This window comes from Pantoea sp. SGAir0215, from assembly GCF_043543215.1.
In genome coordinates, this window is the sequence record NZ_CP028031.1 from 3,125,305 (window position 1) to 3,151,956 (window position 26,652).

Below are 26,652 nucleotides of genomic sequence, written 5' to 3' on the forward strand. Positions count from 1 at the left end.
GTGCCATTACTTTCACTCGAACACTCGTATTCTTTCACCATCACGCTGCACGCGCAGACGAGTTATGAAGGAAGCGAATGATGAAAGGCATAGTACTGGCAGGCGGAACCGGTTCCCGACTGCATCCGGTGACCTGTGGCGTCTCTGAGCAACTGCTGCCGGTCTATGACAAGCCCATGCTCTCTCTTCCCCTTTCACTCTTGATGCACTTGCATCCATTCGTCTCGCGCCCGGACATTGCTGATTTTGAATATACCTGTCCTCACTATGACAATCCTAAGGATGAAGCCTGCCTGATGTGGAATGCCCCTGATGTTGCGATTCAATGGTTTGTCGAACAGCCGATATTATCGGTGAAAAATCAACAAGGACTCTCATTGCAGGAGTTGGTGTAATGCGCGTTTTACTTACAGGTGCTTATGGTCAGTTGGGGCGCTGTTTACTGGATCGTTTTCCCGCCGACTGGATTACGCTGGCATGTGGTTCGGCGGAACTGGATATTACCGATCGCGTTGCCGTTGTGCGCGTGGTTAAAAAATTTAAGCCCGATGTCATTATGAATGCAGCGGCTTATACCGCCGTTGATAAAGCAGAAACCGACCGGACACGTGCCTTAAAGATCAATGCGATTGGCCCTGAAAATCTGGCTCAGGCCGCCAAAATGATCGGGGCGCGTTTCATTCATATTTCCACAGATTATGTTTTCGACGGGGTGAAAAGAACGCCCTATACCGAACAGGATCCGCCCTGCCCGATTAATTTTTACGGCCTGAGTAAGTGGGAAGGTGAAAAGCGCGTCTTTGAGGTCCTACCCGAGGCGATCGTGATCCGTACTTCATGGATGTTCAGCGAATACGGTAATAACTTCGTCAGTACCATGCTTCGTCTGGCGCAGACACGTTCCGAGTTACATGTGGTGAACGATCAGTATGGTTGTCCGACCTACGCGGGTGATTTAGCCCAGGCCATGATCACGCTCGCCGACATGCCCGAAAAGCACGGTATTTACCATTATTGTGGCGACGTTGCCGTCAGCTGGTGCGAATTCGCTCAGACAATCTTTGTCGCGGCGCAACAGGACGTGGTCGTGCATGGCATTATCAGCTCGCACTATCCGTCTGCGGCGATTCGGCCGGCGCGCAGTGTGATGAACAGCGACGCTCTCAGCACCATCGGCATCCCCCCCTCAGACTGGCAGGATAAACTTCGCCTCTGTCTGAATCACCTGGCGACCCCCTTTCCCTACGCGAATACTTTATAAGGAGATAATGTAATGAAAGTAGCAACGATTGGTAACTGTCAGCTCGAAGTCGTTGGTCAGTTATTAAGTAATTATTCTGAGCTTCATCGTGGCGCAATAACACACGTTGTTAATACACCTCTGTATAAACTTGATGCTCAGCGAGACATTATCAATCTGATGCACGAACTTGAAAGCTGCGATCATATTTATATGCAGTTTCATTCTGAACGCTGGGGTTTGCTGTCAACCGCGAAACTGACCGAGTATTTCGATATCCGCATATTACCCACAATGGAATCAAGCGTATCAGCACCGCAGCTAGGGTATTATTCTGCTGCCGTGCCCGATTTAATGGTGTATGTTGATTACCGTTTTTTGCATCTCTATTTGACCGCACATGCCTGTGCGGATGCCGTTGCTGCGTACCACAATGTCAGTTACGACGAGGCCAGGCAGCATAACATGATTATGGACGACGCTAATCGCTACCAGCGGTTGTTCAAAGAAGGTAAGGTGGCGTTTGATTATTCAGACTTTTATCGGGACGCCCTGTTAAAAGATAAACATTGCTACAGCACGGTAAGCCACCCCAATAACAAACATTTAAGCATTTTCTTTAGTGCAATCTTTTTTGATTTATTTAAAGAGAATAAGAACTTCGATCTTGGCGGCAACGATTTGCTTAAAAACTATATTGCTCCAGAGGTAGGCAGTGGCGAACAGCATTATTTCATGATGCGCGAAACAGGGCTTTCTCTGGCCTGTAAAATTAACTATCACTTCTTTTCTTCACAACCGCGTGAACAACTCTCAGAAGCCTTACTGCGTTCCACTTATTATCGTAGCCTGAAATCCGGCTATCAAAATCTCTGAGCCTTTGCTGTAAGCCTGAAGATGCATCTTATCGATCAGGCTTGTCAGCACACAAAACAGTACCATTCAGTCACGGCGGCAATGCAATCAATACTGCGATGTTGCTTTACTGTATTAATACAGCGTTATATCGCTTTGTGGCGTCTGCCTGTCTCTGCCATTCCGGTCATTATGACTCTGCATAAAACATTCACGTTGCCGCCAGAAAGAAGCGCGGTTCCTGACGAGCCTGCCTGTCCCCGTTTGCGTTAAATACACACTAAAAAGGGCTTTATTTACGGCATCAGTTCGGCCTGCCGGGATTACAATCTGCTATAAAAGCGCGCCTGGCACCCCATCCATACCAGGAAAAAACTTTGCCAGCTAAACAATGTGTTAGCTGCACCACCTCAGGCAAATCATAATGAGCAGTAATAAAAAAGCACTTATGCTGGATGCCGGTTTTGCTGCCATGCCTCTTTTGATGGCACTTAAGCATTCCGGTTATGAAACAGCCGTATGCAGCGGCAAACCGCAGGATCCGGGTCATCAACTCGCGGCCCACTCTTTTTGCCTGAATTATGCCAATGTACAGGACGTACTGACCCTGGCGAAATCACTCAATATTACATCACTTCTGCCTGGTGTTACCGATGTGTCTTACCTTACGGGTGCCAGTGTCGCTGAGGCAATGGGCTTACGCGGTTTTGATCGCCCTGATGTAGCAGAAATTATTTTTAAAAAAGACGTCTTCCGCCAGTGGGCACAGAATAAGGGTTATCCAGTCCCTATGGCCGTGAGCTGTCCTGAAGAGGCGGCGCAACTTCCGTTACCGTTGATGATAAAACCTGTCGATTCCTACAGCGGATTAGGGATTTCACTGGTGGCTGAGCGCGAACACATCTCCGCCGCCTGGCGAGATGCCTGTGCGGCATCATCCTGTGGCCAGGCGCTTATAGAGCGCTGGATAGCTGGCGATTTACACAGCCACTCCGCTTTTATCGTGAATGGAAAAGTGGCGGTCGAATATTTTGTCGATGAATTTTGTACCGTTTACCCCTGGCAGGTAAACAGTAGTAGCCTCAGCCTCAATCTTCCTGCGTCGATAAAAGACCAGGTCAGCGACTGTATACAGGCACTCGTTGATGAGCTCGGGCTTTGTGATGGTTTACTGCACACTCAGTTTATCTCGGATGGTAAAAGCTTTTCTCTGATAGAAATGACACGCCGATGCCCGGGTGACCTGTATAATCAACTCATTGAATATTCTACAGACACGCCTTATTCACTCTGGTTCACCCATGCCTTTACCGGCACACCTTTTACGCCAGCCAGTCGGCGTCCCGAACATGTCAGATTAATCGCTCGCCATACTGTGTCTGTTGATCAGGAACAAACCTTTACCTCCGTCAGCTTCGCAGCATTACCGGCCAATATCCTTTCTTTTCTGCCACTTAAGAAAACAGGCGAGAGAATCCAGCGCGCGCCTCACGATCGCGCCGCGCTTATTTTTGCTGAATTCCACCAACGTGATGAACTGGCCCGCTTCACACCACAGTTAAAAAATTTTTTTACGCTTGGTAAGTACTAGGAAACCGATATGAAAAAACGACTACAACTTGGTTTTATTGGCGGTGGCGCGAATTCGGCTATTGGTCTTACCCATAAAATTGCCTCACAGCTCGACGGGGATTTTACGCTTGTGGCGGGCTGTTTTAGCCGCAATCCTGAGCAGAATCGTCACACGGGTGAGAGCTGGAATATTCATCCTGAACGTATTTACGAGAGTATTCAGGCGTTTATTTTGCAGGAGCGCCATCATCTTGATGCAGTTGCGGTGTTAACACCCACCCCTGACCATCATGAAATTATCACCGCCTGTTTCGAAAACGGTCTGGCTGTAATTTGCGAAAAGGCGATGGTTGAAAGCCATCAAAGCGCTTTGCACATCATGAACAGCGAGCACCAACATCAGGCAAAATTGTTTGTCACTTACAATTACAGTGGCTATCCCATGGTGCGCGAACTGCAAAAGCGCGTACAGCGCGGCGATTTCGGGGCCATTCAGCAGGTCATGGTTGAAATGCCTCAGGAAGGTTTTGCACGCCATAATCAGCATGGCGATGTGCCAAAACCGCAGAGATGGCGGCAGCAGGATGCCGTCATTCCAACCGTTTCGCTCGATCTTGGCGTTCATGTTCACCAGCTTATTGAATTTATCACCGGGGATCACGCCGTCGATATTTATGCGATCAATGATACGTACGCCAAAATTCCCGGCGTTATCGACACCGTACATATCTTATCGCGTTATCAAAGCGGTATGACGTGTAATTACTGGTATGGCAAAGCCGCTCTGGGATACCGAAATGGCCTGCGGATTCGCGTCATGGGAAGTCAGGGCAGCGCAGAATGGCTCCAGATGGATCCTGAATTCCTGTATGTCAGCGGTTTGCAAGGCAGTCGTTCTGTTATTGATCGCACAGCCAATGACAACATTGTTGCTGCTGATGCACGTTACTGCCGTTTTAAAGCGGGTCACCCTGCTGGCTTTATTGAAGCATTTGCCAATTATTATGCTGACATTGCCTCTGCATTGAGAGGGGAACCTAACGATTACGTGATGGGTTCAGACGTTGCGGCTCGCGGGCTTCACTTTCTTGAAAGTGCCGCGAAAAGCGCAACAAGTCAGCAAAAATGTACCCTTTAAACAATAAAAAGATAAAATATAACGGAGTTCCTCATGAGTTTTCTTAGTGAAATAGTCGAGAAAAATAACCATTTTCTCGTTACGCTGGAGAAAATGTACCAAAACGGTAATCCGGTAGTCCTTATTGGCGCAGGCTGTCTGGCTACCAAGACCCGTGAATATATGGCGCGTAATCACTTGCATATCGATTATGTAGCGGTCAATGAAATGTATTTTTCTCCTGGTCAAACGTTAAACGAACTGACTGTTGTGCCTCTGGAAAGTTTGCTCAACACCAAAAAAAAATATAATTTTATTATTGCACTACAGTATGTGGATCCGGCGTTTTTGAATTCATTATCAGACGTTCAATCTGAAGTGCTGGTCTATGACCCCTCTTTTACGGGCGTAAACACCGAAGATATTATTTCCTATGATTTTTGTCAGACCCATGCTGACGCCCTGCATTCCTTATATGAAAGTCTTGGTGATGATAAATCTCGCGAGACGTTTATCGCATTCATGAATCAGCGTATTAGCGCACGACCTGACTATATTAAAACAGTGTATGATGAGAACCATTACTTCCCAACCGACATTGTCGCGTTGAGTAAGTCCGAGGTTTTTGTTGACTGTGGCGCTTATAATGGTGACAGCGTGAATGCTTTCGAAGCCGCACTGGCCACCCGCGGACTCCCTTCGCCGAAAAAAATCTTTGCCTTCGAACCTGACAACGTCAATTATCCGTTGCTGTGTGCCGCTACAGCGGATAAAGCGTATTGTGAATGCCACCAGGCAGGCGTATGGAGTGAAGAGACAACGCTGTATTTCGACTCAGGAAAAGCGTTGGATTCAAAAATTACTGAAAAGGTCACGACTAACAGTATCGCATTAACCACACTCGATAGCGTTATTGCGGACAGTAAGGTGACATTTATCAAAATGGATATTGAAGGCGCTGAGCTTTCTGCGCTGGAGGGGGCGAAAAACAGTATTCAACGCTGTTACCCACTGTTGGCAATCAGCGCTTATCATAAACCGGATGATCTTATAAAGATTCCTGCTTATATCAAAAGCATTATGCCCGGGTATCGATTTTATCTCCGCGCCCATCATCCTGTTCATGCTTTTGAACTGGTGTTGTACGCGATTCCTGCCTGATTTTTTTCGCATCAGCCCGGCTCTCGCGTATCAGCCGGGCAGAATTGTTCTCATTACCTGTATCCGTCGTCTGTGCCCTTCCCGTTTCTTTTTCGATATACCGCTGTCAGCAACGATTTTTGAGATGAGAAACGGTTAAGAAAGCGAGATCGTGCAGATGGAAAGCATGTGAGATCTGCAGCGTCAGGCAAAAGCATGTTCCCTTTTGCCTGACGGGCTTATAAAGATCCGGATTGAAGGCTTACGCAGCATTCACATTGCTGGCACGCATAATAATGTTAATAATCTCATCCTGATCCGCTTCCGCCAGGTTCGGATGCACCGGTAAACACAACACCTGCAGAGAAATTTGACTGGCCACCGGCAAATTTGAAGGAGCCGATGATTCATAGCCTTTATACATCGGGAAATCGGAGATGAGCGGATAAAAATACCGTCTGACATAAATATTTTGGCTTTTGAAGTGATGATACAGTTCATCACGCGTCATCGGGAATAATCCCGCGTGAACAAAGACCGGGCAATATGCATAGTTCCAGTCGGTTTCATCAACGAGCGGTAGTAGCGTAAGTCCGTGTATATGCCCTAATGCCTGCTGATATTTTTCGTAGATGACTTTACGCTTAGCCAGCGCTGAATCCACATGCTTCAGCTGGAGTAATCCAAATGCCGCCTGAACTTCATTCATTTTGCCATTGATACCCGGCGCAACCACCGTGGTTTCATCGGCAAAGCCAAAATTCTTTAAATAATCAATACGTCGTTTGATTTTTTCATTCGGGCAGATAATGGCGCCGCCTTCAAACGTGTTAAATACCTTTGTCGCATGGAAGCTTAAAACAGAAAGATCGCCGTGATTCAGGATACTGACGTTTTTTTGTTTAACACCAAAACAGTGCGCGGCATCGTAGATGACTTTCAGACCGTAGTTGTCGGCAATACGTTGAATGCGGTCGACATCGCAGGGAATGCCATAGCAGTGAACGGGTAAAATTGCACTGGTGGTAGGCGTAATGGCGGATTCGATTTTTTCAGGATCGATATTGCAGGTAACAGGATCAATATCGACGAATATGGGTTTTATGCCGTTCCATAATAAGGAATGGGATGTCGCGACGAAAGAATAGGGAGTGGTAATCACCTCCCCCGTGATTCTGAGCGCCTGAAGCGCAGTCACCAGCGCCAGGGTACCGTTCGCGAACAAACTGAGGTGCTCGACACCGAGATAATCGGCAAGGGCCCGTTCCAGCTCCTGGTGATACGGACCACCATTTGTGAGCTGTTTACTGTCCCAGATACGTTCTAAATAAGGCAGGAACTCTTCCAGGGGCGGCAGAAGAGGACTTGTCACCAGCACATTTGATGAGGGTTTGTTTATCTTCATCGGATAACTTCCTGACCTTAAATAATTGTTGAATGCGTACAGGGCTTTTATCTGGCGCGCTGTCTCTGCACGTCATTTATGCCTGAGTGGCTTCAGATAACGCCTGTATCCGGCCGAAAAGTGTCATAAGCGCGTCCTGGTTTACCTCGTTATACGCTTTTTCTTTCAATTGCTGACTGAGCGTGTCACTCAGCGACGTATCAGTACAAAGCGTTGCGATAGCCTCTTTCCAGGCGTTCGGGTTATGTTTTACTCTCCAGCCGGGAACGGACTCACCGAATGTAGGATGATCGCTATACATCGCCGGTATCCCCATTACTGCTAACTGCATGAGTACGTTGTTATCTTTGTAACGGTTTTCATCATTGTTGCAGCGCGGAAGCACGGCGATATCGGCGTCACAATGCAGCAACTGCGCGACCAGGCGGGCCTCAGTCTGAAAACGGTACGTTTCCCTGATATAAGGCAGCCATTCCGGCGGACAATGTCCAATGACAATCCAGTCAAGCTTTTCCGCACTTGCCGTTATCGCTGGAGTCAGTAATTCATAATCTTTCTTCCTGAGATCGTATGTGAAACACACGACACGGCATTTGTCTTTTTTCTGCTTAACTCTATCCTGACAGGGTTGTACTAAAACATTGGGAAGAATAACGACAGGTTTATGGCGCTTTTTGAGCCAATTGGCCAGTGCATCGCTGTACGTTAGCCAGTTATCGATAACATTATCTTCAATTAATTTTTTATATTTCCGCGCATTCGGATCGTCCTGAATAAGATAATGAACACGACAGGTTATGGCGTTCTTGAGTTGCCTGATTGTCTGGCAGGCGAGATCCGTCAGTTCGCCGCTGATAACGAGCTCGTCAGGATGATGCCGCAATAATTCTGGCGCGGAGGGTATCTGTTCAAGAAGCACGCTTTTGACGCCACCGGCATTCATCAGCCTGTCCAGCGCGGTGGTAAATCGCTGCACGCCAGTATTATTCTGATCCTGCGCGATAAAAATGACGGTGCGTGTTTCGCCAGGTTTGAGCGGATTCCAGCCCGTGACTAACGTGCTGTCTGCGGTAAAAAGGGTTCTGTTCAGGCTTAAATTTTTATTATAAGCCGGATCATCTGCCAGAACAGGGAGCCAGGCGTGATAGAAACGGTCAAGTTCCTGTGAAGGCGACAACGCATATTGTGGCGGAAAGTCCGTCACGGCTTCCTGTTTTGCTACAACGCTGTAAGGTGTGCATATTGCCCGACCGCCCTGCTGAACCAGTCGCAGATTCAGGTCCAGTCTGGCCAGCAGAGGTTGTGTATAAGCCGTATCAAATCCACCGACCTCCAGCCATCTGTCTTTTCTGATTAACAGACAGTCTGTGGCCAACGTCGAATAACTACAGTCGCTTTGATAGCGTGACAGGTAGCCTGCATTGCCCCATCTTTCGGCATAACCAACAGGGAAGGCCAGGCCCCGAACCCCAAGAATTTCTCCGGCACATAAGAGCTGACTGTCCAGGTTGATAATATGAGGCGCGACGCAGACAACATCATGTCGCAGGGCATGACATGCCAGCGCCTCCAGCCAGCCGCGGCTGACAAATAAAACACGGGGATCCAATAACAGCAGAAACTCCCCTTCTGCCTGCCCTACTGCCTCATTAATCGCCGCTTCCTGGGTTTGGCTGCCATGACTTTTCAGGATGTTGATGTTAACCGACGCTGTTGACAAATTTGTCGTCAGCCAGGCCGTGATGGCCTCAGAGGTCGCCGGCGTCACAATAACAATCAACTGGCATACCGGTTGGTGGGTTTGTTCAAATAACGTAGTGATGCAACACTGCAGTTGATGGATATCCGTGCCAGCGACAAGTATGATGCTGAGCGAAATCACCGGCTCCGTGCTGTATCTTAATCGCCACGGTTTACCCGGCTGGTGCTCCACAACACCCTGGCTGAAGCCCTGCTGCTGAAGATAAGATTGCAACACAGCATGTTCCTGCTGCAGATCCTGTGCCACACAGCTGTTCAGAGGCGTCACGGTAAAGACCTCTGAAACATGGCCAAACACGTTGCTATCGCGCGTAGCTAACAGTCGCGTAATCGCATCCAGCTCATAGCTCACGGATAAATCAGCATTAAACCCGCCGATAGCCATCAAGGCGTTTCGCGCGAAGATCCCGCGCTTAAGGTAGAGTGAAGGCTGACTCAGAAAAAGGTCCGGGCAAAATGCAGGCTTAAAATGAGGATGAATTTTCCCTTCCTTGTCAGAGAGGCCTTCATCCGCGTAAACAAAGGCGCATCCCGTTCTGCTGTGCAAGGCCTCAGCAAGGAGTCGTAAACTTTCCGCTGTAAACTGACACCCGGCAGGAACGACGTATATCCAGTCGTAAACGTTCTGCTCCAGATGACAATTAATTTCATTCAGCCACACATCAGACCGAATCTGAAAGACACGATCGTCAGAAACGTGGCACGTTTCCTGCGGCGTCGCCAGTAAAACGGCGCATCCTGTTACCTGATCTAACTGAGGCAATAAGGCATTCAGCGTCGAGGTCCTGTCCGCTTCGCTGCCTGGCTGGACGGCAATCAGCATTCTGAGGAGTGGCAGTGATGAAGGACTCTGCACCTCTTCAGCAGGAGCCGGAAGTTGCCGCTTATACAGCCAGTCATTCAAAGCGTGTCGCTTATCCTGCGCGGCACGTTGTTCGGCCTTTTCTTGTGTCAACGTAACGAAGTTTTCAAACTGTTGCTGACTTCGCGCGCGTCGGACCAGAAAATAGTCTCGCATCTTCCATAAATTCTGGCGCTCGGTATCAATAGCTTCCTGGGTGTTTTCCCAGCAAAATCCAGCGCCACCGTTGTCACGCACGGTTTCCTGCGTAATGGCATACTTTTCATAACCCGGTGCGGTTAACGCAACTACAGGACTTCCGCATAAAATCGCCATTGCGCAGGTGCCCGAGGACTCATACGAATAAAATACGCGCGTACGCTTGAGCACAACGGCAAGTTCTTTCAGCGTCAATGGGTTTGCCATGGACAAGATTTTGGTATCCGCGGGTAGCTGGCTGAAATTAACGACCGACTCAGGCACACGATTCAGGTAGAGGATATTCAGGTCTTTCTGCGGGTTGTCGTCACAAAATAATTGCAGATCAAAGGATTCGATTCCCAATATTTGTGGGTCAACGGCTTTTTCAGCAAACTCATTGCGGTACCAGAAAAATAAATCATCCGGTCCTTCATGGATCCGGTTATTCATGATCACGCCTTCCCGGTTCAGCATATAGCGAACACATACGGGCGCGGAAAGAGGATTACCCGATACGATTTCAGGGTAAATGGCAATCCAGGGTTGCCCGCTGTTTTGAATAACTTTCCAGTCTTCACTGTTTATCACCGGCGTATTCCATTCTGGATTCACGCGGCAATTAACCATCCAGGCTTTACCGCCCTGTTCATTAATCATGTGACAGAGCTGATGGATAACCTGAACGCCGGATGAAGATTCGATGTAATCCGGTGCCAGAAGTAAGTAAGGAAAGGTGAACCCACGCATAACAGCCTCTTTTTCTACAGGCGCGACAATGAAAAGCTGGCGTTGCCTGAACGTTGTGTGTCTCTATGGAGACGTTATGTCCGGTCATGTAACGACGGCGTCATCATCAGGACGACGCGCCGCCACTGTCTCAGGCAGAAAGCCAACCTCTCTGCCATTCGTTTAATCCCTGCTCCCTCAGGTACCAGTCCTGATGGACCGCCGCGCGAAGTTGATCGCCCAGACGACGAGTGGCATCCATATCCGCAAGGTGCGCGCGTATAGCGCTCATCCAGTCTTTAAAGCGGTTTTCAACGAGCGTGACGGGCAGGCCACAACGATAGGGTTCGATACTGGTGGCAATGATCGGCACGCCACAGGTGCCGATCTCCAGTAACCGCAAATTACTTTTGCATTCATTGAACTGGTTGACTTCGAGCGGCACCAGCGCCAGATCCAGGTTCAGGCTGGCCAGCTTTTCTGGGTACATATCAAACGGCACGCCAGTGTGGAACTCACAGTGCACGCCCCGCGGTTTCATTCCCATGAAAACCCATTCAACCTTGTCTTCCAGCTCCTTGATAAGCGGCAGCAAAATTTGCAGGTCACCGGCATGCGTACTGCCGCCCGCCCAGCCGATACGCACTTTACGCCCCACGCCGCGCTGGCTGGTCAAATGGCCCCACTGACCTTCTGCGAGACGGTTCTGTGCAATGCGGATATCATGATGGAAACGGCTGTAGGCATCCGCTAACGGTGCGGTTGACACAACCACCCAGTCCGCGCACTCCATTACTTTGCGAAGATTTTTGACAATCTGTTTAGGGAACTGGTTACGGTTGCCATTTTTTACCGGTACGTTGAGCAGGTAGTCGTCGTACTCAACCACAATTTTGGCATCGCAAACGTCGCGATATTGCGCCATGACCGACGGGAAACGGCCGCCACTCAGCGACTCCAGCACAATAATATCAGGCTGTAGAAGTGCGACTTCCATTACGCCGGGAATTTGCTGAGTCAGTCCGCCCTCAAGCAGCAACTGACTTTCCATGGCCTTGAACGGTTGCAGGATGCGGTGATTGCCACATCCCTGCCAGTCGACATGGTGTGCGAGCACGACAGGCAGTGGCCTGCCCGGCAGCGGCTGCTGAAAACGCGCCGTCCCTGCACCCAGCGTAAACGGTTTACCTGCCCGCTGCATCAGCGGATGGTTACTGGGATCTTTTAACAGCGTAGCGCGCCACTGCTGGCGAAGCCGACTATAGTCATGCTGAAACGGCCTTTCCTGTACGTTGAACTTTTCTGGCATCAACCGCGTTGCACCGCCCATATGGCGAACACGCGACCACGGCGTCCAGACGTTTAAGTAACCTTGTTGCTGCGCACGTAACCCCAAATCGACATCCGCGAAGTAAAGCGAGAAATCGTTCTCAGCAAAGCCACCCAGACTAAAGAACACGTCTTTACGGACCATCATGCAGGACCCACTCACTGCAGCAAGATTGTGCTCCGTTTGCAGGTAGCTCTGGAAACCTCTGGCATGTTCCTGCATCCCCTCCCACGGATTGTCAACGCCGTTCTGTACCCCCAGCAGATAACCGCCGTGCTGAACCCGGCCATCGTGGTATTCAAGGCGCGCCCCGACTAATGCGACCTCTGGCCGCAGTGCATGCTCCAGTAGCGCATCCAGCCAGTCAGGTTGCGTAATCTGGCAGTCGTTATCCAGGAACAACAAGACATCGCCCTTCGCCTGCTCTGCGGCGCGATTATGCATGGCGGCGAAATTAAACGGCGCGTCGTAACGCAGTACCTTAATCTGTTCGATATTGAGTTTGTCGAGATCGTTGAGAAAGGTACAGGCCTGCGCATCCACGGACTGATTGTCGACGATCAGTAATTCATAATAGGGATAACGCGTTTTCTCCATCAACGTATCGATGCAGGCACGGAGTAAGGCGGCATGGTCACGCGTGGGGACGATAACAGAAATAAGAGGCTGCGTGTCCCACTGATAGCGCACCCGTGCAAAACCGGGATTCACGCCGGCATCAAGTGACGCTTTTATCCCTAAACGCTGTAAATGCGCCTCGACAACGCGCCGATAGCCGGCTTCACAGGACTGCGCTTCATGCCAGCGCCCGTTCTCTTTTTGGCCTCTGACTACGACATCTGCCACATGTCCGAGCGCGCCCGGTCCCTGATTTTCAATGCAACGCCACAGCCATTCATACATGATCAGAGGATTGACGGCATCCTCGCCCTTCCCCGCCGCCTGCACTTTCCGGCGGTCAAACAGCAACGTGCGGCCTACGTAAGGCGTACTTCTTAACAGATCGATATTGGGATCGGGACGAAGAATCGCTCCCGGCTCATTCATATCATCATTAAAGGTTTCATCGACATACCACACAGCCGTTTCCGGGCGTCGCAAACGCTGCTCTGCCAGCAACAGCAACGCGTCAGGCAAAAGCTCATCCCCTGCCATCACCAGCAACAGCGCAGCTGGCCCGGTTTCGTGATAAACGACCTCGTTAAGTTCAGCGACCCAGCCTGAGGCACAGGCGCTTATCGTCCCCTCATTTAACGCAATGTCGACATCGCTCAGTAACATGACCGTCGCGGGCGGCAATGTTTGCTGCCTGACGGCGGCAAGGGAACGTTCACAGGCTGCGGCATCGCCGTTTTCATCAATGATCACGATCCCGATGTCGCCACTTTCGGGCACAGACTGAATAAATGACTGTAACGCTGCGCGTCGGGCTTCGGTAATTGACCTGTCTTTCAGCCACTGTTCAATGGAGTAATTTTTATCGGCCCAGGACAGGACGGACTGTCTGTGAAAGCGTAACGCATGTTGCGCCGGGTCATCCATGGACCAGCGTTTGGGCGCAGGGAGCTGGCTGAGGATAGTCTGGATCGCAGCAGGCATCGTCCATTTATCGCCAAAGCGGCCCTGGTTCGCCCGGGTCCATGCCACGGCTTCACTGAAACCCCGTTTGAGTGCGGCGATCCACTCCTCCGTCTCCGGGCAAAACTGCAGATTCACCACGGTAAAATGCGATTGTTCAAACTCCTGAAGGTTATGCGCGTTCAGATAACCTTCCACGCCGGTTGTAGACGCTAAAAATACCGGAATACCCAGTATTAATGCCTTGGCCACAATTTCATCGCCACCCATGACCATATCGTAGTTATCCAGCCACTCAGGCTCAATCCGACTCACAGGCTGGCTACAGTCGAACCATTCCAGCGTAATGGACTGACTTTTCAGTTGCTGTTGCAGCTCATACATTTCTGCGGAAATATCCGGGGCGTAATAAAGTATGCGTTTGAGCGCAGTGCGGGCATTACGAGATGGATAGCAACTGAATGCGGAAGGAACGGTAAACGGCAAAACAGCGATCTGACTGGATAGCAGTCCGTTTTGCAGCAAACGTTCTGATACCACAGGCGACAAACTCAATGACAGGGAGGCGAGCTGATTTTCCAGCTCAGCGCCCCACGGCATATAAATGTCATGATAATCATAAAAGTGGCGGAAAATAACCGGGGCCGTGCCTGTTAACGTTTCCAGCACGGGTAACAATTTTTGTGCAATAAAACCCTTATAGACCCAGATGAGGCTATAAGCATCAGCGAGCGTGCCTTGCTTATCACTGATAATGCGGAAAGCCGGGTTGGATTTGTACTTTTCCAGTTCAAACGACAGCGTTTTACCATAGGTACTGGTGACAATATCCACCTGCCATCCCCAGGGTAAAAAAACATCAATGATATCGAGCGCCTCATTCACGTGAAGAGAAAACTGCTCAACTCGGTCAATGCTTATTAAAAGCCTGTTCATCTGACATCCTCTGGTTGTGCATAGCACTATCCTGCACGTAAGTACCTTACCTGTTTCAGACTATTGTAAATTTTTGGGTATTAATTTAGGGCGGGAAAAGCTATAGCAAAGCGGGCTAATTAGACCGATTAAGAAAAAACGCCCTCATTTCTGAGAGCGTTTTTAATCTGACGGGCTGTGCGGCGATTAACGCAGCAGAGACAGCATGGTCTGTGGCACCTGGTTGGCCTGTGCCAGTACAGAAGAACCGGCCTGCTGCAGGATCTGCGCGCGGGACATGTTTGACACTTCCGTCGCGTAGTCCGCATCCTGAATACGGCTGCGGGCAGCGGTCAGGTTGGTCACGGTGTTGTTCAGGTTGCTGATGGTGGATTCAAAACGGTTCTGAGACGCACCCAGCAGGCTGCGCTGGTTGTCGACCGCTTTGATGGCCGCATCGATGTCCGCCAGAGGTGAACCATCGGTGGTGCCACCGCTTGTTACGGTCCCGCTCATCACGTCAAAACCTTCAGCCGCGGTAGTACGCGCGTTGCCATTGATAGTCTGACCGGTTGTCTGAGCAGTCGCACCAGAGGTATTGAACAGGTTGAAACCGTTGCTTGCACTGATGGTGATACCGATGGTTTCGCCGTCTTTTGCGCCAACCTGGAAGTTATACGTCTGAGAACCTGAACCGGTATTCAACACTTTAATACCGTTAAAGTCAGTCTGCTGAGTAACGCGGTTGATCTCTTCCATGCGCTGGTTAACTTCCGCCTGGATTGAGTCAATGTCAGACGCTGAGTTAGAGCTGTTCTGCGCCTGAACGGTCAGGTCACGTACACGCTGCAGGTTGTTGTTCACTTCAGTCAGGGCGCCTTCAGCCGTCTGCGACAGAGAGATACCGTCGTTGGCGTTACGGGCTGCAACGGTCAGGCCGTTAATGTTAGAGCTGAAGCGGTTAGCGATAGCTTCGCCGGCTGCGTCGTCTTTTGCGCTGTTGATACGCAGGCCAGAAGACAGGCGCTCAATCGCCGTACCCAGTGATGACTGAGATTTGGTCAGGTTGTTCTGAGTAACCAGCGACAGGGTATTGGTATTAATGACTGCCATAATAATTATCCTTCATGATGATAGGGTTCAGATTTGGGCTGCGGCTTTATCGCCTTCATTATTGTTATCGTCGAACGGGGGACAAACTTTATACATTACTTAAATTTTTTTAACTGATTTGGCAAAAAAAACGCCCTCATTTCTGAGGGCGCTTTTAATCAGACGGGCTGTGCGGCGATTAACGCAGCAGAGACAGCATGGTCTGTGGCACCTGGTTAGCCTGTGCCAGTACAGAAGAACCGGCCTGCTGCAGGATCTGCGCGCGGGACATGTTTGACACTTCTGTCGCGTAGTCCGCATCCTGAATACGGCTGCGGGCAGCGGTCAGGTTGGTCACGGTGTTGTTCAGGTTGCTGATGGTGGACTCAAAACGGTTCTGAGACGCACCCAGCAGGCTGCGCTGGTTGTCAACGGCTTTGATCGCCTTGTCAATGTCGGCCAGCGGTGTGGTGCCTGCTGCAGTACCGCCGGTACCGCCGGTTACTGCGCCTTTCAGCACGTCGAAACCGATAGCTGAAGTGGTACGGGCGTTGCCGTTAACGGTCTGACCGGTTGTTGAGCTGGTGTTCTGAGTGGTGCCAGACTGGCCGGCTGCTGCCAGGTCGAAGCCGTCGCTTGAGCTGATGGTGATACCGATGGTTTCGCCGTCTTTTGCGCCAACCTGGAAGTTATAAGTGGTGCTGCCTGAACCGGTGTTCAGAACTTTGATGCCGTTGAAATCGGTCTGCTTGGTGACGCGGTCGATTTCCTGCATACGCTGGTTAACTTCAGCCTGGATTGAGTCGATGTCAGATGCTGAGTTAGAGCTGTTCTGCGCCTGAACGGTCAGGTCACGTACGCGCTGCAGGTTGTTGTTCACTTCAGTCAGGGCGCCTTCAGCCGTCTGCGACAGAGAGATACCGTCGTTGGCGTTACGGGCTGCAACGGTCAGGCCGTTGATGTTAGAGCTGAAGCGGTTAGCGATAGCTTCGCCGGCTGCATCGTCTTTTGCGCTGTTGATACGCAGGCCAGAAGACAGGCGCTCAATTGCAGTACCCAGAGAAGACTGTGACTTGCTCAGGTTGTTCTGGGTAACCAGCGACAGGGTATTGGTGTTAATAACGGCCATGATAATTATCCTTCATAAATAATGTCGGGGGTCAGGTGTTAATCCTGCGGCTTTATCGCCTTCACTATTGTTATCGCCCGTCGGGGCTAAAACTTTAGAGAGAATGACGGCTTTTATTTTAATGAGACAGGAAGGCATCCTGGCGGAATGGCGTGGTTATCAAAAAATAGTGCTGTCGCTGTTACGCTTTCTGATGACATTAACTCAGCGCAAACAATCATTGCCCCATCGACAATAAGCATTGCGCGAACCTTAGTTTGTCAAACGACAGTCAGACAGCCCTGTGAGAGAGCTTCGGGCAGACTGTCATATCCGGAAAATAAACCGTCTGCTGGATCCATCAACAATAAAAAAGCGCCCTCATCACTGGGGGCGCTTTTAATCAGACGGGCTGTGCGGCGATTAACGCAGCAGAGACAGCATGGTCTGTGGCACCTGGTTGGCCTGTGCCAGTACAGAAGAACCGGCCTGCTGCAGGATCTGCGCGCGGGACATGTTTGACACTTCCGTCGCGTAGTCCGCATCCTGAATACGGCTGCGGGCAGCGGTCAGGTTGGTCACGGTGTTGTTCAGGTTGCTGATGGTGGACTCAAAACGGTTCTGAGACGCACCCAGCAGGCTGCGCTGGTTGTCAACGGCTTTGATCGCCTTGTCAATGTCGGCCAGCGGTGTGGTACCTGCTGCAGTACCGCCGGTACCGCCGGTTACTGCGCCTTTCAGCACGTCGAAACCGATAGCTGAAGTGGTACGGGCGTTACCGTTAACGGTCTGACCGGTTGTTGAGCTGGTGTTCTGAGTGGTGCCAGACTGGCCCGCTGCTGCCAGGTCAAAACCGTCGCTTGAGCTGATGGTGATACCGATGGTTTCGCCGTCTTTTGCGCCAACCTGGAAGTTATAAGTGGTGCTGCCTGAACCGGTGTTCAGAACTTTGATGCCGTTGAAATCGGTCTGCTTGGTGACGCGGTCGATTTCCTGCATACGCTGGTTAACTTCAGCCTGGATTGAGTCGATGTCAGATGCTGAGTTAGAGCTGTTCTGCGCCTGAACGGTCAGGTCACGTACACGCTGCAGGTTGTTGTTCACTTCAGTCAGGGCGCCTTCAGCCGTCTGCGACAGAGAGATACCGTCGTTGGCGTTACGGGCTGCAACGGTCAGGCCGTTGATGTTAGAGCTGAAGCGGTTAGCGATAGCTTCGCCGGCTGCATCGTCTTTTGCGCTGTTGATACGCAGGCCAGAAGACAGGCGCTCAATTGCAGTACCCAGAGAAGACTGTGACTTGCTCAGGTTGTTCTGGGTAACCAGCGACAGGGTGTTAGTGTTAATCACTGCCATGATGTTTTTCCTTTAAAAAATTGAGCCATATTAGGCGTCTGAATTCGGCTAGCTTACCGACAACCTGATTATCGTCAGCCCTCGTTCAACCTTTAGAAAAAAAATTCAGTAATTTTTCGTCAGCCAAATCCGGGAAGACAATTAAAGAAAGGGGTTTTATTCAGCCATCAATTTTTTCAGAAACAGGCTAATCTTTTGCCACTCGCTGCCGATACCCATTTCACTTAACGTAAACTCGTAAAGGATTAAAGCATGGCAAGTGTAAGTTCACTCGGTGCTGGTACGAACCTCGACCTGAATACTCTCTACAGCAGCCTGGAATCCGCTGAGCAGACTAAACTGACGCCTATTACTAAGCAGCAGGCGTCCTATAACGCTCAGCTTACCGCCTGGGGCGTGGTGAAAACCGGCCTGTCAAAATTGCAGACCGCGGCGGCGGCATTGCAAAATGCCTCGACGATTGCGGCTACGAAAGTCACCAGCACGAATACCGCTTTCACTGCCACGCTGGCGAGCAAAGCCTCCGCCGGTAACTATTCTATTGAGGTTACTCAACTCGCCTCTTCGCAATCGCTGCTGTCAAAATCAGCCAGCAGTAAAGATACCGATTTAGGTGATCAGAGCCTGGCATCTCGCACGATTACGATTTCCCAGTCTGGGCAGAAATCGCCGCTCACGGTAACACTGAGCAAAGATCAAACCAGCCTGTCTGATATTCGCGATGCGATTAATAAACAGCAAGGCAGCGTAAACGCCAGTATTATTAAAGCAGACGATAATACCTATTATCTGTCTCTGACTGCACGCGACAGTGGCACAGCGAATGCGATGACGGTCAGTACGGACGACGGCACGCTGTCCCAGTATATTAATTACAGTTCGGGTGGCAGCAGCAACGCGATGACCGAACAGGTTGCCGCTAAAGATGCGCAGTTAAAAATTAACGGCGTGTCCATCACCCGCAGCAGCAATACCGTCACGGACGCGCCTGAAGGTGTCACGCTCAACCTGACGAAAACCACCGCTACAAATACACCGGAAACGCTGACCGTCGCCACAGACAATCAGCCAATGACGGCGGCAATTCAGGCTTACGTAGATGCCTACAACTCCCTGCAAACCACTATCGGTAACCAGACGAAATACACGGCGGTGAAAGCAGGTGAGTCGCAAAGTTCCGGTAACGGCGATCTGTTGGGTGATAATACCTTACGTAACATCCAGACCAGCCTGCGCAGTCAACTGTCCAGCGCACAAGCCAGCGGAAACCTGACCAGTCTGTCACAACTGGGGATCACGCAGGACGTTAACGGCAAGCTGACTGTGGACAGCACCAAACTGGACAAAGCCCTGACCAATCAACCGACAGATGTCCTGAACTTTCTGACGGGTGACGGTAAAACAACCGGGTTTGCCACACAGGCAAATAACAAACTGACGCAGATACTGGCCAGTGACGGACAGGTACAAAATGCCACTAACGGCATTAATACCTCACTGAAAAAACTGTCCGATCAGTACGACGAAGTAAACAGCCAGATTGCGGCGACCATGGCGCGTTACAAAACACAGTTTACCAGTCTGTCTACCCTGGTCAGCTCCATGACCCAGACCGGTAACTATTTGACCCAGCAGTTCGCCAAACTATAACAGGAGTGGTAAGCATGTACGCTAAGTCCGGTATTCAGGCCTATGCGCAGGTAGGTGTGGAAAGCGCCGTATTAAGCGCCAGCCCACATCAGCTGGTCGTGCTGCTTTTTGATGGCGCCCTGAGCGCCATGAAAAAAGCTGCCATTTTAATTGAGCAAGGCGATATTCCCGGTAAAGGTAACGCCTTATCTAAGGCCATTAATATCATTACTAACGGGCTGCGCGCAGGCCTGAACCATGAGGTTGGCGGTGAAATTTCCGCTAATCTCGACGATCTGTATGAATATATGACCCGTCGTCTGTTACAGGCTAACCTGAACAACGACCTTGAGGCCATTACGGAAGTCGAAGGCTTGCTCAATAATATTGCGGATGCGTGGAAACAGATTGGCCCTAATTACCAGCCACAGCAGGATACCTTTTAATGAGTCATCCACTCGAGCTGCTAAAAGGATATCAACACTTACTCACGCTCAGTAATGCCATGCTGGAAAATGCCCGGCAGGGACAATGGGATGAGTTGCTTAGTTGCGAATCAACTTACGTTAGTAGCGTCGAGCGTGTTGCGCGTGATAACGATGCCAGTGCGCTGTCCGCATTACAGCGGGCACAAATTCGCCCGGTACTTGAGCAAATTCTGAAGAATGAAACCACGCTGAAGACGTTGCTGGGTGAACGTATGAGCGAACTGCGCTCGCTGGTCACGACCTCAACGCAGCAACACAATATTGTCTCTTCTTACGGCAAGATGGCGGGTAATATCCTTTACCCAAAAGACCAGTAAAGGCCGACTTATGCGGGTAAACACTCTTTTTTTAGTTTACCCGCGTAATTTCTTCACTCTTATCCCATACTTCCAGTTCCCTCTCCTCTGACTGGACGTTTGTCATGCACAACCCAACCCTTTTGCAGTTTTTCCACTGGTATTATCCCGATGGCAGCACGCTGTGGCCGGAAGTCGCAGAAAAAGCGGCCCTGCTTAATGACATCGGCATCAACATGGTCTGGCTGCCCCCTTGCTATAAAGGCGAGTCCGGTGGTTACTCGGTGGGTTATGACAGCTACGATCTCTTCGATTTAGGCGAGTTTGAGCAAAAAGGCAGCGTCGCCACCAAATATGGTGATAAGCAGCAGTTGCTGGCTGCCGTCAATGCGCTGCGCAGCCACAACATTGGCGTGCTGCTGGATGTGGTTCTCAACCATAAAATGGGCGCGGACGAGAAAGAACAGGTGAGCGTAAATCGCGTTAACCCGGATAATCGTGATGAAATTTATCCCGAGGTCGTGGAATGCGAAGCCTGGACGAAGTTTACGTTTCCGGCGCGGGCAGGCGAATACTCGACATTCATCTGGGATCATAAGTGTTTTAGCGGGGTTGACCATATTGAAAACCCCGATGAAAACGGCGTGTTCAAAATCATCAACGATTATACCGCTGAAGGCTGGAACGACCAGGTGGATAACGAGTTAGGTAACTTTGATTATCTGATGGGCGCCAATGTTGATTTCCGCAATAAGGCGGTGAGCGAAGAACTCAAATACTGGGCGCGCTGGGTCATGGAGCAGGTCCCCTGCACCGGCTTTCGTCTGGACGCGGTAAAACATATCCCGGCCTGGTTTTACAAAGACTGGATCGAACATATTCAGGACGTCGCTAACGAACCGCTGTTTATTGTGGCGGAATACTGGTCCTTTGAAACCGAAAAGTTGCAGGAATATATCCATCAGGTGGAAGGCAAAACGCTGCTGTTTGACGCCCCGCTGCATATGAATTTTCATCAGGCGTCTAAAGCCGGCAGCGATTATGACCTGAGCAAAATTTTTGATAACTCGCTGGTATTAGCCGACCCGTGGCATGCCGTGACTATCGTGGCCAACCACGACACACAGCCGCTGCAGTCTCTGGAAGCGCCCGTTGAAGCCTGGTTTAAGCCGCTGGCTTATGCGCTGATTCTGTTGCGCGAGCAAGGCGTTCCGACCATTTTTTATCCGGACCTGTTCGGTGCCCACTATGAGGATGAAGGCGGAGACGGTGAAATGCATCAGGTCGATATGCCGGTCATTCCTGAACTCGAAGGGCTGATTCGTGCCCGTCAGCAATTTGGCTGGGGCGCGCAAACCGATTACTTCGACCATCCTAACTGCGTCGCGTTCAGCCGCAGCGGAACCGCTGAAAAGCCGGGCTGTATTGTGATCATGTCGAATGGCGAAGCGGGGGAAAAACAGATTTCAATGGGAGAAGGATATGCCGGGAAAGTATGGTATGACTATCTGGGACATCAATCCGATACCGTTACGACGGACGACGCCGGCAGCGCCGTGTTTCGCTGTAATGCAGGCAGCGTGAGTGTCTGGGTTGTTGAGGCATAAAACCACAGGTCCGCTGCTTTTTCTGGCGCGGTAACAGCCTGCGCATCAGCGCAAAGCGGTCTCGTGGACCGCTTTGCGTCATTTATTTGTTCAGAACCGGACGCATAATCTCAGGTTCGATATTCTGAATCACATCCACACCGGGATGTTGGGCCGCTTCCTGTATAGCTTTCTGGCATTCCACCGTGGGTCGATCGACCTTACGCAACGTAAGCCCGTCGTAATCCAGCTCACCGCCATCCAGATCCAGTGTCATGATGCGTAACTGACGCGTAACATTGACATAATCGCCATTCAGCTGCGTCAATTTGCCTGGCTTCGCAATGACCCGTTGCCACTGCCGGCAATCCAGCGTACTGCCGTCCGCGTTGATAATCAGACTCCCAATCGCCTTGTCGCTAATCAGGTTACTCTGCGGCCCAACCGTCTGCCAGTTGCCTTGTAAATTTGCCGGGGCCGGCGTTTGCACCGCACTTTGATAACTGTTTATTTGTGCGCAGCCACTCAGCGCCAGTGTGGCAATCAGCATCCAGTTTTTCATCTTTGATCCCTAAATCCGGTTAATGGCGGCTACGTTATAATTTTTACCGCCAGATGTGCAAGATATCTGAGGGATGAAATCAACGTAAAGCGCGCTTTTCCTGGATTCATCACGCACCGGGTGATGTTTATTCCCTTCCCTGCCCGCTTTTATCGCTGTGAATGAACCTGTCCACTCCGGCCTGACAAGGGAGGCACAACAGGCTACACTGTCGCCCTGCATTACATCTCAGAGATTTGTCATGAAAACTCCAGAAGCTTATTATGCCCAGGCACGCCAAATGTTCTTCACTGCCCATGCCGATTTTCAGGCCGCACTCGATGAACTGACCGAACAGGATGCCCGTGCCGCCAATATGTCCCTGCGTGAATTGCGCGAGTGGCACGCCGAACGCATTTATGCCGCCTTTTTACGCCAGAAAAATCTTGATGGTATGATTTTTTCGATTCAACTGGCAGAGCCGGATAAAGCCGTCGCCGCCGAAGCCATCGAAGCCTATCTCCGATCGCATGCCGAATCTCTGGGAATGAGTTGGGAAGAATTTTGTATTAAGAACGAGCTCTAGCTATACCTCAGCTGTGCGGACAGGAAGAATAACGGCGATGGCGTTGCGCAGCGTCGTGACAACAAACGGTTAATGCCCCTGATACGGCCTCGCTGGCGGCAGAAAACCCCGCTGCCGCCAGCGTTAGCCATCACTCTTCTTGTTCGAGCTTTCCTCTCACCTCAACATACTTAGCCACGGCCAGTAATCGGTTGAGGTGCGTGAGCAACAGATCAATATCAGACTGCATGAACTCTGATGAGGAACGCGATGCCGTGACAATGGCATCCTGCACCGTCTCAGAAATCGTTAACGCATTATCTTGTTTCGCCTGGACTAATAAAGCGGCAACCAGCAATGACTGCGCTTCGACCTGAGCAGTCAGTTCCTTTGCATCGACATCCATTTTTGCCAGTTTAAGCAGAATATCAATAACCAATTGTCGCATTGCACTTCTCCCGGTGAGTGAGCGCATATATCGTTAAGAGCGCCCTCAGAGTAAACCAGATAAAAATGCTTTTCTACGCGGGACCTAAAAAACGGATTCATGCAAACATCAGCTTGATACTGTTTTTATTTACAGTAAAATGGCAACGCGATTTTGCCCTGAAGGGATGGTTATTATGTTTGTAGAGTTAATTTACGATAAGCGTAATGTCGCGGGCCTGCCAGGGGCGCGCGACATGATATTGGCAGAGCTTGAAAAGCGTGTGCATCGTGTTTTTCCTGACATCGAGGTCAAGGTGAAACCGATGGAACGTAACGCGATAGAAACCGACCTCAGCAAGAATGATAAAGCCACTGTCGCGCGTCTGGTGGAAGAAATGTTTGATGAAGCCGAGTTTTGGCTGGTGGCGGATTAATCCGTTAATCGCCACCCCTCAGTTAGCGGGAGATACCTTAACTCTCCTGCTCACTGTGGTTGATTTCAATTTCAATATCCTGAATGGCTTTCTCCAGATCTTCCAGCAACGTTCCCTGCTTATTCAGTAATGCGTCAATACGGGCCGCATTCCCTTCATCCTTGTATTCACCGGCATCAAAGGCTAACCAATGGGCGGAAAGCGTCTCAGTGTTCGTTTGCGCATAGTGGCGCATTTCTTTCAACTGGGATGCCACGTCACGCAGATAATCGGTTTTGCTTTTGGTTTCGATTGATTCACTCATGCTGTGTTTCCTTTTGGTTGTTTTTCCAATGAAAATATCGTCTGGAGATTTAAAGGTAGGACAATATAGCGGTTTTGCATTAGGAATAATCGGAAGTCACTTTTACAGGACATGGCTTCTCGCCGTGGTCAGGCGGAAAACGGCGGTGTCATACCCCGTCTTTACGTGATGATAAATATGCTGACGGGTCTCCGCTCACAGCTTTGTTGTGCTGGTCTAGACTTAGAGGACGACAAAGAGGAGCAAACGATGCACAACCAAAGTAACGATAAACGTAAGCATGAAGGCGATGTCAGCAAAGGATTACCCGAAGCCGCACCTAATGCGGGAAATGCCTACGAGGAAGATGATCATCCCGCAAACGATGCACCGAAAGATCACGGTGAAGTGCCCAGAAAAAATGATGACAGTCAGGATGATAAAAAGGATCCTTTCAAAGCATCATGACATGTCACCGTCCGCCCACTTAACCGGGGCAGACGGTGATCTGCACCATGCTTTGAAGCTGGTGCAGCCATTATTTTAAGGCCAGCAGGATGAGAAGCCATGCCTCCCTGCTCGTTAACCCAGCTGGGCTGGCATGTGGGCTGCTCGCCTGGCAACTTTCAGGGACGGGCGGGCAACAGGCTTTGGCCCTTTATTCACACGGATCGCAGGCGCAGAAAACCGCCGGATACGGGAGCGGGCCCCCTCTGCACGTGATCAGGCTTGCTGATTTAAATAATCGACCAGCATCTCAAGATTGATCCGGTGAGGGCCGTCTGGATAAAAAACATCCTGCGCCGGTCGATGGGCATCGAATAACGGTTGCAGATTCACATCCCGATCCAGCAACTGAATCGTCCCCTCAGTCAGTTTGTAAGAAATCACTGTGCAGGAACCTTCCGGAATTTTATCTATAAAATCTGACTTCCGGTTTTCCGAATAGACTTCATATTTAATCTGCTCACCACTTTTTGAGTTCGTGAGAAGTGTTTGAATTAAGTATCTCATGTTGATATATCCGTGAGCAGAAAGAATGCTGACATTAATATCAGGCGACAGATTTAAACAGTTAAATATTTTAATTAGATTAGAAGAGGAATATTTCCGTTTGATGTGTAACCGGGGATGCAAGCCGCGTGGTGCCTGTTACGCTGCTGTCGCAACCCGCGTCGCCGTTAAGGTAAACAGGTTTTGCTGGCTTACGAATACATACCAGATTACATCTTTTGCTTTCAGTATTTCATTTTTTACTTCCCACCTTCAGGGATATTTTTAGTTATTAAGCTAACTAATTTTTCTTTTAAAAGTCGTAGAAAAATTACAACATTAGAAATGATATTTTTTGACGCAAGAAACGTGCTGAAAATACTTTAGCGGATGGCGTCATGCAGCCGTAACCGGCACAGCGAAAATGTCATAGTGAACGCCTGCACGGAAGCGAAGGATAAAGATGCAGGATATATTTTCTTTCGGCAAGAAAAGGAGAATAAACACCGACAGGTAGATGTCTGAAGTAAAGGGATGATGAGGCAGGTTGTGGTGCGATAATCGCGTCTCAGACGCTGCCCTGACAGGCCCAACTCGGCTACCGCGCGCGGCTGGCATGGCCTGAACGCATCAGGAAAGGTTATCAGGTGTACGATTGCATCGTTGAACACGTATAAAGTAACAAGAAGGCGCTTTTGGTAAAGCCACATTCTGTGTCGCTCTTGTCCCAACTCAACGTCGCCAGGCATATACCTGATAATAAAGACCCGTTTTCCCGACTACACCTGCATGTTCATGATATCGGTATAGGCCGAAACCAGCTTGTTCCTGACCTGAATCCCCATCTGCATGGAGATAGACGATTTTTGCAGATCGACCATCACATCGTTTAAAGCGACACCGGGTTTCCCCATTTCGAACGCCTGCGCCTGGCTACGGGCAGTGGTCTGGGTTTCGCTGATTTTGTCCAGAGCGGCTTTCATGGTCGCGCCAAAATCGATATGGCTGTTGACCTCATCGCTTTTGTTATTGGCCTGAAGCGAGGTCATCTGTAACTGCTGTAAAACACCGTCGATTGCCTGAATTGACATGGTTGCTACCTCATTAAAAAAGATGAAGATTTTTGACGTGGGGAGAAGTTAACACATTGTCAATAAGACAAAGCCGCTAAATG

General features: G+C 50.1%; 24 protein-coding genes and 1 pseudogene. 14 read left to right on the forward strand and 11 right to left on the reverse strand.

Going from position 1 to position 26,652, the window contains the following annotated elements; genetic code table 11:
• Positions 1 to 77: 77 nt before the first annotated feature.
• The 7 genes and pseudogenes from C1N64_RS14600 to C1N64_RS14630 all read left to right on the forward strand — a co-directional run.
• Positions 78 to 206 (forward strand): annotated as a pseudogene (locus tag C1N64_RS14600) (sugar phosphate nucleotidyltransferase); the annotation flags it as partial.
• Positions 204 to 395, forward strand: coding sequence for a dTDP-4-dehydrorhamnose 3,5-epimerase family protein (locus tag C1N64_RS14605; protein ID WP_324030615.1), 192 nt, complete (start codon positions 204 to 206; stop codon positions 393 to 395). The pseudogene C1N64_RS14600 and the gene C1N64_RS14605, both read left to right, overlap by 3 nt.
• Positions 395 to 1,261 carry a dTDP-4-dehydrorhamnose reductase gene (gene rfbD, locus C1N64_RS14610; protein WP_324030488.1) on the forward strand — a complete coding sequence of 289 codons (867 nt, stop codon included), beginning with the start codon at positions 395 to 397 and terminating at the stop codon, positions 1,259 to 1,261. The genes C1N64_RS14605 and rfbD overlap by 1 nt, the downstream gene beginning before the upstream one ends.
• A 12-nt stretch (positions 1,262 to 1,273) precedes the next feature.
• Entirely contained in the window at positions 1,274 to 2,116 is an 843-nt protein-coding gene (locus C1N64_RS14615; protein ID WP_164482092.1) for a WcbI family polysaccharide biosynthesis putative acetyltransferase, read from the forward strand.
• A gap of 403 nt (positions 2,117 to 2,519) precedes the next feature.
• Positions 2,520 to 3,686, forward strand: a complete 1,167-nt coding sequence (locus tag C1N64_RS14620; RefSeq protein WP_367143927.1) for an ATP-grasp domain-containing protein — start codon at positions 2,520 to 2,522, stop codon at positions 3,684 to 3,686.
• Positions 3,687 to 3,695: 9 nt separating this feature from the next.
• Positions 3,696 to 4,805, forward strand: a complete 1,110-nt coding sequence (locus C1N64_RS14625; RefSeq protein ID WP_033742051.1) for a Gfo/Idh/MocA family protein — start codon at positions 3,696 to 3,698, stop codon at positions 4,803 to 4,805.
• Positions 4,806 to 4,838: 33 nt separating this feature from the next.
• Entirely contained in the window at positions 4,839 to 5,945 is a 1,107-nt protein-coding gene (locus tag C1N64_RS14630; protein ID WP_367143926.1) for an FkbM family methyltransferase, read from the forward strand.
• A 241-nt stretch (positions 5,946 to 6,186) separates the two neighbouring features.
• Here C1N64_RS14630 and C1N64_RS14635 read toward each other — a convergent pair whose 3' ends face one another.
• The 6 genes from C1N64_RS14635 to C1N64_RS14660 form a co-directional block, all read right to left on the reverse strand.
• Positions 6,187 to 7,329, reverse strand: a complete 1,143-nt coding sequence (locus C1N64_RS14635; protein ID WP_394514907.1) for a DegT/DnrJ/EryC1/StrS family aminotransferase — start codon at positions 7,327 to 7,329, stop codon at positions 6,187 to 6,189.
• Between the two features lie 76 nt (positions 7,330 to 7,405).
• On the reverse strand, positions 7,406 to 10,879 hold the full coding sequence (locus C1N64_RS14640) for a glycosyltransferase family 2 protein (RefSeq protein ID WP_394514908.1): 3,474 nt from the start codon (positions 10,877 to 10,879) through the stop codon (positions 7,406 to 7,408).
• 130 nt (positions 10,880 to 11,009) lie between these two features.
• Positions 11,010 to 14,702 carry a glycosyltransferase gene (locus C1N64_RS14645; RefSeq protein ID WP_394514909.1) on the reverse strand — a complete coding sequence of 1,231 codons (3,693 nt, stop codon included), beginning with the start codon at positions 14,700 to 14,702 and terminating at the stop codon, positions 11,010 to 11,012.
• A 186-nt stretch (positions 14,703 to 14,888) separates the two neighbouring features.
• The gene (locus tag C1N64_RS14650) at positions 14,889 to 15,794 is read right to left on the reverse strand and encodes a flagellin N-terminal helical domain-containing protein (protein WP_039342628.1); all 906 of its coding nucleotides are present in this window, start codon (positions 15,792 to 15,794) and stop codon (positions 14,889 to 14,891) included.
• Between the two features lie 178 nt (positions 15,795 to 15,972).
• Entirely contained in the window at positions 15,973 to 16,902 is a 930-nt protein-coding gene (locus tag C1N64_RS14655) for a flagellin N-terminal helical domain-containing protein (RefSeq protein ID WP_006119482.1), read from the reverse strand.
• A gap of 402 nt (positions 16,903 to 17,304) precedes the next feature.
• Positions 17,305 to 18,234, reverse strand: coding sequence for a flagellin N-terminal helical domain-containing protein (locus C1N64_RS14660; RefSeq protein ID WP_006119482.1), 930 nt, complete (start codon positions 18,232 to 18,234; stop codon positions 17,305 to 17,307).
• 252 nt (positions 18,235 to 18,486) lie between these two features.
• On the opposite strand from C1N64_RS14660, the gene fliD reads away from it, so the two are divergent.
• The 4 genes from fliD to amyA all read left to right on the forward strand — a co-directional run bounded on the left by fliD (position 18,487) and on the right by amyA (position 22,254).
• A complete protein-coding gene (fliD, locus tag C1N64_RS14665; protein WP_058708341.1) occupies positions 18,487 to 19,884 on the forward strand; it encodes a flagellar filament capping protein FliD in 1,398 nt (465 codons plus the stop codon).
• Positions 19,885 to 19,898: 14 nt separating this feature from the next.
• On the forward strand, positions 19,899 to 20,309 hold the full coding sequence (gene fliS, locus C1N64_RS14670; protein WP_033742062.1) for a flagellar export chaperone FliS: 411 nt from the start codon (positions 19,899 to 19,901) through the stop codon (positions 20,307 to 20,309).
• Positions 20,309 to 20,668 (forward strand): flagellar protein FliT, encoded by a 360-nt coding sequence (gene fliT / locus C1N64_RS14675; RefSeq protein WP_033742064.1) that lies wholly within the window; start codon positions 20,309 to 20,311, stop codon positions 20,666 to 20,668. The genes fliS and fliT overlap by 1 nt, the downstream gene beginning before the upstream one ends.
• Before the next feature lie 104 nt (positions 20,669 to 20,772).
• Positions 20,773 to 22,254: an alpha-amylase gene (gene amyA, locus C1N64_RS14680; RefSeq protein ID WP_205953273.1), complete on the forward strand. Its 1,482-nt coding sequence runs from the start codon at positions 20,773 to 20,775 to the stop codon at positions 22,252 to 22,254.
• An 82-nt stretch (positions 22,255 to 22,336) separates the two neighbouring features.
• On the opposite strand, the gene yedD is transcribed toward amyA, so the two are convergent.
• Positions 22,337 to 22,795 (reverse strand): lipoprotein YedD, encoded by a 459-nt coding sequence (yedD, locus tag C1N64_RS14685; RefSeq protein WP_367143923.1) that lies wholly within the window; start codon positions 22,793 to 22,795, stop codon positions 22,337 to 22,339.
• Positions 22,796 to 23,036: 241 nt separating this feature from the next.
• On the opposite strand from yedD, the gene C1N64_RS14690 reads away from it, so the two are divergent.
• Entirely contained in the window at positions 23,037 to 23,360 is a 324-nt protein-coding gene (locus tag C1N64_RS14690) for a DUF6388 family protein (RefSeq protein ID WP_006119488.1), read from the forward strand.
• Positions 23,361 to 23,490: 130 nt separating this feature from the next.
• Here C1N64_RS14690 and iraP read toward each other — a convergent pair whose 3' ends face one another.
• On the reverse strand, positions 23,491 to 23,787 hold the full coding sequence (gene iraP, locus C1N64_RS14695; protein ID WP_006119490.1) for an anti-adapter protein IraP: 297 nt from the start codon (positions 23,785 to 23,787) through the stop codon (positions 23,491 to 23,493).
• Between the two features lie 175 nt (positions 23,788 to 23,962).
• Between iraP and C1N64_RS14700 the strand changes: the two genes are divergently transcribed.
• Positions 23,963 to 24,202: a DinI-like family protein gene (locus tag C1N64_RS14700; RefSeq protein WP_033742070.1), complete on the forward strand. Its 240-nt coding sequence runs from the start codon at positions 23,963 to 23,965 to the stop codon at positions 24,200 to 24,202.
• Positions 24,203 to 24,239: 37 nt separating this feature from the next.
• Here the strand turns inward: C1N64_RS14700 and C1N64_RS14705 are convergent, their stop codons facing one another.
• Positions 24,240 to 24,506, reverse strand: a complete 267-nt coding sequence (locus C1N64_RS14705; protein ID WP_367143922.1) for a hypothetical protein — start codon at positions 24,504 to 24,506, stop codon at positions 24,240 to 24,242.
• A 249-nt stretch (positions 24,507 to 24,755) separates the two neighbouring features.
• Between C1N64_RS14705 and C1N64_RS14710 the strand changes: the two genes are divergently transcribed.
• Positions 24,756 to 24,953 (forward strand): hypothetical protein, encoded by a 198-nt coding sequence (locus C1N64_RS14710; protein WP_006119494.1) that lies wholly within the window; start codon positions 24,756 to 24,758, stop codon positions 24,951 to 24,953.
• Positions 24,954 to 25,208: 255 nt separating this feature from the next.
• Here the strand turns inward: C1N64_RS14710 and C1N64_RS14715 are convergent, their stop codons facing one another.
• Positions 25,209 to 25,499 carry a hypothetical protein gene (locus tag C1N64_RS14715; RefSeq protein ID WP_033742072.1) on the reverse strand — a complete coding sequence of 97 codons (291 nt, stop codon included), beginning with the start codon at positions 25,497 to 25,499 and terminating at the stop codon, positions 25,209 to 25,211.
• A gap of 758 nt (positions 25,500 to 26,257) precedes the next feature.
• The gene (fliE, locus tag C1N64_RS14720; protein ID WP_006119561.1) at positions 26,258 to 26,569 is read right to left on the reverse strand and encodes a flagellar hook-basal body complex protein FliE; all 312 of its coding nucleotides are present in this window, start codon (positions 26,567 to 26,569) and stop codon (positions 26,258 to 26,260) included.
• Positions 26,570 to 26,652: the final 83 nt, after the last annotated feature.